Origin of the sequence: Peptoniphilus rhinitidis 1-13 (assembly GCF_000246925.1) — a bacterium.
GTDB classification, from domain to species: Bacteria; Bacillota; Clostridia; order Tissierellales; family Peptoniphilaceae; genus Peptoniphilus_A; species Peptoniphilus_A lacydonensis.
On sequence record NZ_BAEW01000023.1, the window covers coordinates 1 to 12364 of the forward strand.

At 30.5% G+C, this 12364-nt stretch carries 11 protein-coding genes and 3 pseudogenes; all 14 read right to left on the reverse strand.

Going from position 1 to position 12364, the window contains the following annotated elements; genetic code table 11:
* Positions 1–859: 859 nt before the first annotated feature.
* Entirely contained in the window at positions 860–991 is a 132-nt protein-coding gene (locus RH95_RS09405; RefSeq protein ID WP_010248260.1) for a Maff2 family mobile element protein, read from the reverse strand.
* Between the two features lies 1 nt (position 992).
* A pseudogene (locus tag RH95_RS08635) lies at positions 993–1308 on the reverse strand (single-stranded DNA-binding protein).
* 221 nt (positions 1309–1529) lie between these two features.
* Positions 1530–2147 (reverse strand): SAP domain-containing protein, encoded by a 618-nt coding sequence (locus RH95_RS08640; protein ID WP_010248263.1) that lies wholly within the window; start codon positions 2145–2147, stop codon positions 1530–1532.
* Positions 2148–2214: 67 nt separating this feature from the next.
* The gene (locus RH95_RS08645; RefSeq protein ID WP_010248265.1) at positions 2215–2637 is read right to left on the reverse strand and encodes a polyketide cyclase; all 423 of its coding nucleotides are present in this window, start codon (positions 2635–2637) and stop codon (positions 2215–2217) included.
* Between the two features lie 37 nt (positions 2638–2674).
* Positions 2675–3193 (reverse strand): ClbS/DfsB family four-helix bundle protein, encoded by a 519-nt coding sequence (locus tag RH95_RS08650; RefSeq protein ID WP_010248268.1) that lies wholly within the window; start codon positions 3191–3193, stop codon positions 2675–2677.
* 63 nt (positions 3194–3256) lie between these two features.
* Positions 3257–5047: pseudogene (locus RH95_RS08655) on the reverse strand (VirD4-like conjugal transfer protein, CD1115 family).
* Positions 5040–5774 (reverse strand): phage antirepressor Ant, encoded by a 735-nt coding sequence (locus RH95_RS08660; protein WP_010248274.1) that lies wholly within the window; start codon positions 5772–5774, stop codon positions 5040–5042. The pseudogene RH95_RS08655 and the gene RH95_RS08660 overlap by 8 nt, the downstream one beginning before the upstream one ends.
* A complete protein-coding gene (locus RH95_RS08665; RefSeq protein WP_010248277.1) occupies positions 5771–6256 on the reverse strand; it encodes a PcfB family protein in 486 nt (161 codons plus the stop codon). The genes RH95_RS08660 and RH95_RS08665 overlap by 4 nt, the downstream gene beginning before the upstream one ends.
* Complete coding sequence (locus RH95_RS08670; RefSeq protein ID WP_010248279.1) at positions 6249–7076, reverse strand: ATP-binding protein; 828 nt, start codon at positions 7074–7076, stop codon at positions 6249–6251. Before RH95_RS08670 ends, RH95_RS08665 begins: the two co-directional genes overlap by 8 nt.
* Positions 7073–7846 (reverse strand): replication initiator protein A, encoded by a 774-nt coding sequence (locus RH95_RS08675; protein ID WP_010248282.1) that lies wholly within the window; start codon positions 7844–7846, stop codon positions 7073–7075. Before RH95_RS08675 ends, RH95_RS08670 begins: the two co-directional genes overlap by 4 nt.
* A 383-nt stretch (positions 7847–8229) precedes the next feature.
* Positions 8230–8727 (reverse strand): annotated as a pseudogene (locus tag RH95_RS09950) (UU032 domain-containing protein).
* Between the two features lie 100 nt (positions 8728–8827).
* On the reverse strand, positions 8828–9286 hold the full coding sequence (locus RH95_RS08685; RefSeq protein WP_010248288.1) for a Panacea domain-containing protein: 459 nt from the start codon (positions 9284–9286) through the stop codon (positions 8828–8830).
* 207 nt (positions 9287–9493) lie between these two features.
* Positions 9494–9721 (reverse strand): hypothetical protein, encoded by a 228-nt coding sequence (locus RH95_RS09850; protein WP_010248291.1) that lies wholly within the window; start codon positions 9719–9721, stop codon positions 9494–9496.
* Between the two features lie 289 nt (positions 9722–10010).
* Entirely contained in the window at positions 10011–11981 is a 1971-nt protein-coding gene (locus RH95_RS08695; RefSeq protein WP_026038632.1) for a DUF2075 domain-containing protein, read from the reverse strand.
* Positions 11982–12364: the final 383 nt, after the last annotated feature.

The following is a 12364-nucleotide window of genomic DNA, read 5'->3' on the forward strand; positions in this document are numbered from 1 at the left end:
TCGAAGTGATTAGCTTCATTAGGTTAGAGAATATTTTATTATCCTTACTATCTTTGTATAATTCATCAAGGACTTCTTGCAAGTCATAATATTCCGTATAACGGATTTTATTTTGTTTTAATCTTTGTTTCGAAGTGGACACAGGCACCATCTCCTTTCGGATTTGATTTTCTTTGTCATACTCGAAGCTGTGTTTATCTTAATTTCAGTTCTTGTTCTTTCTTGTGACTAGTGACTATCCCTCCACGAGCTTATTATTCTCGCTTCATAGGTACTATGCCACCACTTTCACCAAGATAAAAAATAGTTATATGATTTTTTTCTTATCATTTTCCCATTTAACACTTCATTAGCATTAGTCTGCCTCCATGTTCTTGGTTTACCACGTTCCAACAATCCTATCATTGAATACGTTTAGGTTCTTCCTCTAAGCCTGTGTTTAGCTTTCGCCTTATCGCCTGTAACGATATATGGACTTTCATAACAACCATTCTTACTAATCCACAAACACACCATCTTTGATGGTAATTGCCGTTAGACAAATTCAAACGTCTAGACTTGTACATTCGGAAGTACGTCAGTATTTTGGTATACACATTCTCACCATGCGTATTCGACACCCGGCATATAGGTAGCACCATTTACCTCTAAACAGGTTTCGTATAACTATATAGCTATTTACGGCTACTCTCTGCCGACTTCACCGAGCTTTTGACAATAAATTAGTCTAATATTTATTGCCTATCGGAGTATCAGTGTAGGCATTTCAGGGCGTTACTCCATCATTCTACCTATTAGATTGTTAGTTCTCCTAAGTTTCGGACTTTATGTCCTTAAACTTAGTGCATAAGCTTTTCACTTATGAACGTGTCGCACGGTTATCATTACCATAACCTTCCATTAGATTAATTACTCCCCATGCTCCTAAACCTGCACCAATTGCAGTTACAAGTGTCTTTAAAACTCCAACTCCAGTTGTAAAAAATTCCATATTATTCCTCCTCGTTTTCTTTCTCTTTATTTTCTATTTTGTTTAATGATTTAACTATAAAGTTCTTGTAGACCTTATCTCCTTTTTTGTTTTCTTTGAAATATCCAAAGACATGGATTAGATCTCCTTTTTCAAATTCTTTTGCAATTTCTACCTTTTCTCCATCATACTGAGCAATTTGTATATTCTTTGCCCTTTCCATAATTTTTAACAAGAGCAAAATTTGCTACTTGAACATCTTCTCCATCTTTTTCAAATTCTGAAAATTCAGCTTCCTTAACTAAATTTGCATTAATATTTATCATTTCTCTATCCATTAATTTCTTCTCCTTAATCTAAAAATTTCAATTAAAAAAGCGACTGAACTTATATTTCAATCGCTAAATGTCTTATATATTAAACTATTTAAGTGGGACTTCTTATCCTTACCATTTTGACCTCCTAATTTTGAGTATAAAAATAGACGATAGAGTTTTTAATTTCTATCGCTTAACATCTATCTGTATTAATTTTTTTCATTCAAAAAAATAGTTTCTATTTACTTGTGATAGTCTTCTATTTTATCCTCATATTTTTTTATAAGTTCTCGTGAATAAACTTTTTTGTTTTTTGAATCTCTGACTTCTTTCCAAAGAATTGCAGCTACTTGTATTTTATTAGAGTAGTTACAACTAATTTCGTCTGCACAAAAATCCTTTAAAAATTGATTCCATTGACAAACCGAATTATCATACTTAGCATAATCTGATTTTCCATAATAAACTTTTAGCATATCTTGAATTGTAAAACTCAAATCATTTTCTCTTTTCACTTTTCTCCAAGCCGTTGCCATATCTGCAGTAAATTTGAAAGGCAAAACACCTGTTACAACAGAAAAATATTCTCTGAATTTTGAATTAAAGGAAAATCCACACTCAAGTAAAGGCATATCTAAAGTAATATAATCAACTTGTTTCTTTATGTTTTTTATTGATGACTTTTTAATCACATCACCCTTAAAGTACTGCTCAATAATATAAGTGAGTTCTTGTTTTGTACCTCTATATTCTAATCCTAATAACTTGCATATCTGTGAAAGTTCATCACGATACCAATAGTATTTATTAAACTCATCAAACGATGTGATTTTATCAAACTTAGGTCTACTTTCTATCATTGTTTTATCCTTTCGAAAAGATCTAAATATATGAATAGGCTACTCCAATTTATCTATTTCATTATTTTCATAACACTTGAACATGACTTGCTTCTTCACAATTAAGTGCTTTCTTCAAATCTTTAAAATACAGTTTTTGTTGGTTTCTTAAATATAGTCCTACAAAAGGTTTAAATATAAATTTTTTAGAAATAATATTTTCTGTAAAATCTAATGTTGTTTTATCTCCATTCGAATAAAATTTTCCTATCCAAGTTCCTTTTATATTTGCGTTTTCAATTTCAAAAGACCAGCATTGATGTTTCGTACATTCTATAACTTTAAAATTTGTTTCTATCCCATCTTTTGTAATCTCTACAAAATTCTTATCATCAATAATTTTGATATCTTTGATATCACTTCTCCAACCAAAATCACGAAGGTCAGTAACTTTATTCCATACTTTTTCTATTGGGCAATTTAATGTAACTTTGATATTTGCAACTGCCATAAAATCCTCCTAAGTAAACTTATTTATACTTTTCTATCTATAGAACCAATTTCTTCCATTTCCTAATCTTAGTCCTAAATGTTCCAAATGGCGCTACTGTATTTACATGAATAAATTTATATACTTCCCAAGTAGCAGTTTTGGTTGCTTCATCTGCCCATTTTCTCATATGTGGTTTAAATAATTCTTCATCTGTTAATTCATCTATCATAAGATAAATTTTTTTTACATTTTCTGTTAGTTGTTCTTTTAGTTCATATAGAGATTTATGGGCATAGGTATCTGTAAACCATTGATATAATTCTCCAAGTTGATTCCACTTGAATTTATCTGATGGCGTTTTAACATCTATACCTTTTTTCTCATCTTCTTCCCATTTTAATACTAAAGTCGTCCAGCCTACTTGATAGGCAAGATTTTCTGCTGGTGTCCTATCAACTTCTTCTAGTCTTTTATCTTTTAGTTCTTCTGGTATATTGTCAAACTCTGAAATATATTTTTCAAAAGTTTTCTTTATCTCATTCTTTAATTCTTCCTTACTTTCATAAGACCTCATATGCCTACCTCCATGGTTTATATATAGATATTATACCAAAAATATTTTTATCCTAACGTTAATTCATAATCTTGTAATCAAACTGTTCCTATTTATTTTTATTTTATCTCTATTTTTCAAAAACTCTTCCACATCAAATAAATTCTTCTTATCATAATCTTACAATAACTTGTAATTCTTATGCTTTGTAATATCAAATTTATCAGACAAGAAAGGCCTTACTCCTCTTAGTTGGTATATGCACTTTCCACCATCCATTACAGTTATTTCATCTTGGCTCATAAGTTCCTTACCAGTCTTTTGATAATTTAGTCCAAAAGACTTTTGATTTGATCTTGTTTCCGATGTGTTATATAGGTCTATGGTTTCTTTTCCTAAGGTTTCTGATAACTCTTTTACTGTTGTTTTTTCTTTTCCTCCTAGAAAAAGTGTAGAGTCGCAGTTACCAACTATTGTATCTGCATGGTCTTTATAGATCGCTTTTAATTGAGATTGTGCTTGCAGAATTATGCTTGCTGATATTTCTCTTGAACGAATTGTTGCAATTAATTTCTCAAATTTAGGAATTAAGCCAATATTTGCAAACTCGTCAAGTAGACACCTAACATGAACTGGAAGTCTTCCACCATACACATCATCTGCCTTGTCACAAAGTAGATTAAATAATTGGGAATACATTATTGATACTACAAAGTTAAAGGTATCATCTGTATCTGATATTATTACGAATAGAGCAGTTTTTCTATCTCCAATTTTATCGAGTTCTAATTCATCTTCACTCATTAGTTCTCTAAGCTCTCTTATATCAAAAGGTGCAAGTCTTGCTCCACAAGATATTAGAATTGACTTGGCAGTTTTTCCTGCTGCAAGCTTATATTTCTTATATTGCTTGACTGCAAAATGACTTGGATCTTTCTTTTCAAGAGCCTCAAAGAGCCTATCAATTGGGTTCATATAGGTTTCGTCATCTTCTCTTACTTCACTTGCGTCGATCATATCCAAAAGCGTCTTAAAGTTCTTTTCTTCTTCTGGTGCTTCATAATAAATATAACCGATAAGGGCAGTATAATATAGCTTCTCAGCCTTTACCCAGAAATCTTCTCCTGCCTTTTCTCCATCTCCCTTAGTATTTGCAATTATAGTTTGGACAAGCTTTAAAATATCTTTTTCACTTCTCAAATAAGCAAAGGGATTGTATTTCATAGATTTTTTAAAGTTTATTGTGTTTAAAATCTTTATGTCATACCCATTTTCATAAAGCATTTTCCCACACTCTAACACAAGTGTTCCTTTAGGGTCTGTTACTACATAGGAAGAGTGCATTTGCATTAGATTTGGCTTTACATAAAATCTCATTTTACCTGATCCAGAACCTCCTATTACTAATACATTTTTATTTCTAGCGTATTTAGGGTTTTTAGGTCTCGAGTTCATTGTAAGTCTTTCGGTATTAGTTATAAGAACATTATTTTCAAACTTAGGGTCAATATATGGAGAAATATCCTTGCTTTCTCCCCATCTTGCAGAGCCATATTCCTTACCTTGCCTATATTTCTTTTTGTTTTTACCTTTACTATAAACAATTAGCTTAACAAGACCAGCAACTGAAATACCTACTAACAAGTCCCTTGGATTAATACTTGGTATATAAGATAAAGTTCCTATATCAGAAATTCCCACCATTATTCTATCAATAATATCTCCTCCAACATAAGAATTGATGTGCTTAGAAAAGATATTTCCAATGTAGAAAAAGGATAAATAAGGAATGTTTGATAATATAAATTTCTTTGGGTTGTCTATTTTAATTAAGTTTTTAATATCAGAAAGAATGGCTTCTAATATCTTATTCATCGTAGAAACCTTCACTATCTAATAAAATTAGTAGGTAGTGTCTTCCCTTTGGTGTTATAAATGTTTGTATTCCTACAAGTGTACCTAGTGGATCAACCCATTCCTTTACTTCAAAATATCCCTTGTTCTTATCTGCATATGGTAAGAGTTTCTTTTTCTTATCTCTATAAATTAATCCCTTATCCATTAAAAAGCTTATAAATTGATTTTGTGGTATTCCTAACTCTTTGGCAGTATTTCTAAAGTTTGTAAGTAGGTTGTAATCTACTAATTTGTCATAATAGTCTGCCTTTGGTCTTAATTCTTCAATTTCTTCTTCTCTTTCGGCAATAATTCTATTTGCTACTAGAATTGCATCTGCAAGTAGCTCTTCGTTAGTTTTCTTTTCTTGACCAGCTATATATCCTCCATTTTTTCTAATACTTGGTAAGACTTCTCTAGTTACCCAAGCTTTAAATATTTTTGCTTGTGGTAGTTTTGATGAGAGGATAAGTGAATACAATCCTGACTCATTAATTATTGAAATATTCTGTATTCCTCCAGGGGTGTTCCATTTCGTTACACCCTTATCTTCTTCATCTACATGGTCATAAACAGCTTTTCTTGGATTAACATATCCTAACATAGTTGCTACTTCATTAGCTATAAAGAAAAACTCACCGTATTTTTCTATAACAGTGAGTTTCCCAAAATTCTTATTTTCAAATGTTTTTAAATTACTTATCATAAGCTTTGCTCCTTATGTTTATTCTTAACTTTATCCTTACTGATGGTGTCTTTAGCCATATCTTTAAACTTATTTATTGTCTTCGTTATCGAATCTTTTCTATCGGCCTTTCTTTCAGAAGCCTTAACTGCTTTTTTAAAGGCGTGTTCCATAACTTTTATATCCTTAGATTGAAAAAACACAGAGTGGTTACCAGTTTCCTTATCTTTCATAACAGAAAACTTCACTCCGTGTTTATTTAAAATTTTCTTTAGTTCTTTTAACTCAGGATCTTTTAGATTAATTTCTTCTAACTGTCCCTTTTTAACCATATCCTTTAGCTTTACTTCTTCTCCGTTATTTTTTATTACATTTTTCAAGCCTTCTTGTTCTTCTATTTGCTTGTGTACTTTCTTTAAGGCATCAAGAATTGCTTTACTTGTTGCTTTTGCAAGTCTTACTTCAAGATTAAGACTTGACCTTGATACTTCTTCATTAATCATCTATTCCACCTCCATATAAAAGTAACTCTTTGTATTTTCTTAACTTCTCCTGATGGATTTTTCTTCTAAAATCTTCTCCTGTAACTTTAACTGGTATTGTCATTTCAAGTATTCTTGAATATATCCTCTGATACTCAAGGTCAATATTAGGATTTTGAATAATTTCCAATGATAAGTTTGTAGTGAAAATTGTCGGCCTGCCTTTTAAGTATCTTGAGTTTATAATGTTATATACTTGTTCTCTTGCATAAGATGTATCCCTTTCAATTCCAAGGTCATCTAAGATTAACAATGGAATATTAGAGAGGTTATTGATAATTTCATTTGAATCTAGCTTAAATGCTGATTTTTGTATTTGATTTATTACCTGAGATAAATTCATAATCTTAACTTTAACTTGTTCTCTTTCAATTAATTCATTTGCAATAGAACAAGCAAGATAAGTCTTTCCACTGCCAACATCTCCATAAAATAAAAGTCCTACATTGTCTTTTTTCATTTGTTCAAAACTTTTGGCATAATTATAGGCAACCTTATAGGCTTGACCTTTTTCATTTAAGAATTTCTCAAAAGTATACTGGTGTTGGATTGGCGATGAGAAGCAATCTCTTTTCAATAACGATATTTTCATCAGTCTTTCTCTTTCTTCATTTTCCTTATCTCTTTTTATTTCACACTTACATTTAATTCTGGGAATAAACTTTGTAAATCCAAGGTCAACTAATTCTCCATCGACTCTTTTACCACATGATTTACAATAGATATGTCCATTTCTTTCAATATCATTTTCTCTTAATACAAAATCTTTTAAGCTTTTCATAAACTCTCTCCTATATCGTAATTCATTTTCCTTGTTGTATTATCATTAATGTTTTTTTCCTGATCATTAAGATACCAATTGATTATCGTTGCCTTGTGGTCTTGATACTCTCTGTTATTTGCTTTCATATATGACGAAAGCCTATCAATGTATTCACTAATTCTGCTCCCTAACTCATTCGTTAAGTCCTTGTATTCTTCATCAGTCAAAAATATATTTTTATATATTCCATAAGGCTTTTTTACCTTACTAAAATCATTCTTTCTTAACTCATTATTACTAATATTGTTATAGTTACCTTCCGATTTTCGAAAATCTTGAATTTCGATATTCGAATCTCTTGAATTTCGATTATCGAACTTCTGGAATTTTGTTTTTCGAACTTCTTGATTTTTTAATTCCATATTATTAAATATGCTCATAAAGTCTTTAACATAAATTCTGTTAGGCTTTCCCAGTCCTTGTCTTTTCTTTTCAATCAGTCCTATTCCTGATTTAATATCAAGTTCAGCTATTAATTTATTTGCTTTTTCACTGGCACAATTAAATTGATCTTTTATACTTTCAATTGTGTAGTAAATAAAAACTTTTCCATCTTCATCTATCCAGCCATTTTTATATGAAAGACCCATTCGATTAAGCATATATGAATACAAAACTTTAGCTTCAATAGAAATGCTCTCAAAAATCTCATCTTCCATTAATACCATAGGCAACCTAATGAAGTTATACATCTCAGATTGCCTATTATAAAAATAATCAAAATTCATCCTTACCTCCTTTCTTTGAATTAAAAAAGAGCAGCCTTATTTAAGCTACTCTTGTAGAAAGTATAAAATGAGTTTTATCTTATTATATTTTTCTTTGTGTCTCCTCATACCAGTTGCAAAACTACTCTTACGTCCATGTAGTTTTTTTGGGTCTTTTTGACGTATCCTTCTTCATCTTTATCGAAGACAAAATGCTTATAAAACTGCTTAAAATGCAGGATTTCTAAATTTATATCTTTTGTATCAACGCTATAGTCTCGACGTGGCTTGAGTGGTCAGTATGGATAAAGCTTAATGTTTTTCAAAAGCCTCGTATGTGGGAATAGGTCAATAACTATATAATAAAAATGTAGCCTATTAAAACAGACTACATGACTAATAATTTATTTAGTTAATCCACAACTAATAGGGCAATAATCAAAATTATTTGTATCACGCTGATTATATTTTTGACTGTCATAGCCTAAGTGATGGTGATCTATCAATAATGGATAAAGTGTATTACCTACTTTCCCACATATAACTCTTACTGAACCATTTAATCCTAATTGATATAACTCTAAATCTTCAAGTTGTCCAGTTCCATATTCTATTCTATCTATATTATTTTTAGACTTATCTGCTTCAAAATTAATTTCTTATAAATTTAACAGCTCAGGATGAATATTTTTGATAACTTCAATATATTTACCCTGAGCTTCTTTACCATTTTCTTCATTTATAGAATGACAATGCGGCATTCTCTGACCCCAGTTTTTATAAACATAAGGTATTAACGTATATATTATATACATTAAATTATTTACAAATTCCTCTTCTGTTTCTGTATAAGTTGTTATATCTTTTCCTCTATATCCTTTTATCCAATTTTTATAAGACATAGAAATAACTAATTCTTCTTTTTTCAAAGGCGTTTTTATCTCTTTAACATTATTTTTAGGCCTTGTATTATTCCTAATTCTTTTATTTTTCTTACCCAATTTAGTCCTCTTCCATTTGGCCTAAATAGTACTCAAAAATAATTCTATCATCAATAGAATCGTAACCATTTTCAAGTGGACTCAAATCCCCTCTTGCACTTATCCAAGGTTCTTCTTGATGGGTAATACTTTCAAGTTCGTTCGCATTATATTGACCATACACATCCCATACTTGATTGAGTACATCAAGAGTATCCTCATCAAACTCGTTTTCATCAATTTCTTGCTTTGGAACTTCATTAAATTTATAGTCTCTATATTCTTGATAAATTGAATTTACAACAGGACCATGAACCCATGCTTTGATTTCTTCATCAAATAATTTATTATTTAAATATTCAACGCTATCGTTCATTAGAGTAAGATACCATGAATACGCATAATACACTAATTTTTGTATCTTCTTAGGAGACATTGATTCCTTACTTAAAAACCATTTTGCAATTTTCTTAGCATCCATTTTACATACCTCCTCTTATCTAAACTATACCACATTTTGAAGAAAAAATATATTGTTTTAAAAAGGAAACCTATGTTTTCGAATATAATTATTATACACATACATTCTCTATATGTGTCATTATCAAAAGACCCGACTTGGTCCGCATCTTACTAAGAGGCGTGTCGGGTTCTGTTGGCTTTATTGTGTATTTAGTTTTTATTCTTGTCAATTTTCTATTTCAACTTCAACTGAAGATTTAAATATTACTTTAAGCATTTCATCATGAACTATAATCTTATCTATAAGTTTCCTTACCAATTCTTCATCATAACTTTCTATTTCTAATTCTTGATTTTCTAAAAACTCTTCTAATTCCATTAGTCTGCTTTGTTCATTCTTCTCTTCCGCCATATTTAGGAGTATCTTTTCTTTCTCATTTCTTAATTCTTCCACTCTGTCTGCGAAGACTGTGTAGTCTTTCTTGGCATTAGCTACTTTTAAAAGCCTTCTTGCACTTTCAACATTTCTTGGTCAATTTCTTCTATCTGGCTACTTCCATCACCTGTGATGGCTTTTTCGATATTTTCTTTTATAATTTCCTTTAACTCTATACGTTCACCAATTAGCTGATTGATCGTTTCTACAACTGCTTCTTTCAGATCTTCTTTAATAGTCCTAGCATGGCAGGCTTCTGACCTTTAAAATCACCAGATTATGCGCCTTAAATATTTGAAAATCTATTTTATATTTCCTCTATTCCTATTTTTTTCAAATAATTATATGTACCATCATAAAATTTTGGCTGTCTTGTCATATCTTCATTACAACCCCTTGGAATGAAGATTACCATTCCTTGCCTTGCCCTTGTAAGAAGCACTCTATAGGTGTTTTTAAGATATACTTTATCTTCACTTTTTAAAATGTTTGCCCATTTAGACCCACGAAATCTCTTGTAAATCCATTTACCGTCTATAATTCTAAAGTCTGCATCCCAGCAAACTATAGAATAATCAATTTCAAGTCCTTGCACGTCAAACTCTGTGACTACATCTTCAAGAGCATAGCAGGATCTTACATCTTCCTTATTGTTTAAAAACCAATTACAAACGTCAATTTTGTTTTTTACAAATATTCCCTCAGGTTTCAATCTCAATGCTCCACTTGCTGCAAGTAACCCATATTTCTGTGATTCCATTGACTTATTTTTGACCCATTCTTTTGCTTTTTTAATATCTCTAGTGATTTTAATTGGGTATTTATATTTGATTTTTTCATAAATTTGTTTTGCAGTGTCAACATCCAAATCTAATGTAGCTTTTATAAATTCTGCTAGGTCAGGAGTTCTAAACGATCTTAAAGATATAGAAAGATGTAAATCTTCTATCTCCTTTACATTTAGGCCATTTATCATATACTTCCATTCATTGCTCATCAAATATTCTTCTTTTAAATTATCAGACACATAAACGTCCCATCCTCTAAATTTTGATCTCAATGCATTAAACCATTCTGGAAGCCCACCTTCTCCATCATTTATTTCTTGTCCACCCCCTATAAGGCAAACTATAACTGCCCAACTTTTATGTCGATCCATTGTACTGATTAAAAACTCGGGTTCACTATAATTAAAATCTGAAATTCCTTTTTTAGTTTTCATAAACTTTGCTATCTTTTCATGATTCCACGATCTTTGAGCTTCATCAAAAATTACTATATGTTCTGGAGGAACATTATCGTTGTTTATAAATGAGTCCCTATACTTGTGTATTATCTGTATAAATGCATTCGTTTTTCTTCTCTCGTCAGATTTCTTTATATTTAAACCAAGCTTTTTCATACTCTCGATCCTATCTCTTACAAGAGCTTCTTGTAAAACCTCTACAAGAGGAAAATTACCAGACAAAAATACTGCATGCTCCCCTTTTTTAGCATCAGCTTTTTGAATTCCAAGATTAAGGCCCACAAGTGTCTTTCCTGCACCTGGTACACCAGTTACAAAACATATTGACTTTTTATTTTGAGTTTTACTATATTCAATTATATTATTAATCGAATCTGTGGTTATAGAAATATTTTTTACACCAGCATCATTTCTTGTTATGTCTTCTACATTATGCCCTGTATATAGCGCCTGTGCAGCCTCTACAATAGTTGGTGTTGGTAAATATTCACTCTTAATCCAATTATCATAAGAAAATTTTGGCATCTGATATTGCTTTGAAACTTGTAAAATTAATTCTCTAATTCCATAACTATTGCATTTTAAGGGTTCCATAAGATTTTCTTTAACTATAAGATTATTGTCTTTTGAAGGAGCATCCGTTGCAATCAAAATAGGAACTATTAACTTATCAAAGCTTTCTTTGTGAAAGTTTTTTAAGTCTAATGCATAATCATATACTTGATCATAGTCTGAGCCATAATATTCTTCACTCCCACATTTAAATTCAAGAACAAAAATAATATTGTTGTATAAAATAATATTATCCACCCTTTTACCCATGCGGGGTATGGTATATTCAAAAATAACTTTTCCATCAAGTCCCTTAAGTTCTCTTTTTAAAATGTTAATCTCTTGAATCCAAGTATTTTTTTGTTGAATCTTAGTCTCTGCAGATGAATCATTGCTACTAATTATACCTAGGATATTATCATTATCTCTGTTTAAAAAATTATTAATACTATCTTCATAGTAGGAGTTTAATCTCAACATCTTCTCTCCTTTTGTTTAAAAGTATTCTAGTCACGATATTTTTCTGCAATTTGAATTTTATAAAAACAACTTAAAAAAGAGTACTATTGTAATGCTTTTTTCGATAATTCTTCGCCTTATTAATGACTACATTTAAGATGAATAGTGCTTTCTTATTTATATAGTTTTTCGTAACGAATCAAACCATATCTCTTATAATAAAAATCTAATTTGGATATTTTTTGGCTTGGTCTAAGTTTAGTCCTTTACTCTTGACGCCAATGCAACCGTCTCCACATGCATTGTCTTTTGCTTGGGAACATAATTTTTTATCCTCGTCATTCTTGTAGGAGCACAATTTATCACTGTCATTGTCTTTGGCATTTTTTCTTTTATCTTTGAAA

Bases quoted from the DNA above. Each gene is read 5' to 3' on its own strand.
- RH95_RS09405 (WP_010248260.1), bottom strand. From the start codon at position 991: ATGGAATTTTTTACAACTGGAGTTGGAGTTTTAAAGACACTTGTAACT.
- RH95_RS08640 (WP_010248263.1), bottom strand. From the start codon at position 2,147: ATGATAGAAAGTAGACCTAAGTTTGATAAAATCACATCGTTTGATGAG.
- RH95_RS08645 (WP_010248265.1), bottom strand. From the start codon at position 2,637: ATGGCAGTTGCAAATATCAAAGTTACATTAAATTGCCCAATAGAAAAA.
- RH95_RS08650 (WP_010248268.1), bottom strand. From the start codon at position 3,193: ATGAGGTCTTATGAAAGTAAGGAAGAATTAAAGAATGAGATAAAGAAA.
- RH95_RS08660 (WP_010248274.1), bottom strand. From the start codon at position 5,774: ATGATAAGTAATTTAAAAACATTTGAAAATAAGAATTTTGGGAAACTC.
- RH95_RS08665 (WP_010248277.1), bottom strand. From the start codon at position 6,256: ATGATTAATGAAGAAGTATCAAGGTCAAGTCTTAATCTTGAAGTAAGA.
- RH95_RS08670 (WP_010248279.1), bottom strand. From the start codon at position 7,076: ATGAAAAGCTTAAAAGATTTTGTATTAAGAGAAAATGATATTGAAAGA.
- RH95_RS08675 (WP_010248282.1), bottom strand. From the start codon at position 7,846: ATGAATTTTGATTATTTTTATAATAGGCAATCTGAGATGTATAACTTC.
- RH95_RS08685 (WP_010248288.1), bottom strand. From the start codon at position 9,286: ATGGATGCTAAGAAAATTGCAAAATGGTTTTTAAGTAAGGAATCAATG.
- RH95_RS08695 (WP_026038632.1), bottom strand. From the start codon at position 11,981: ATGTTGAGATTAAACTCCTACTATGAAGATAGTATTAATAATTTTTTA.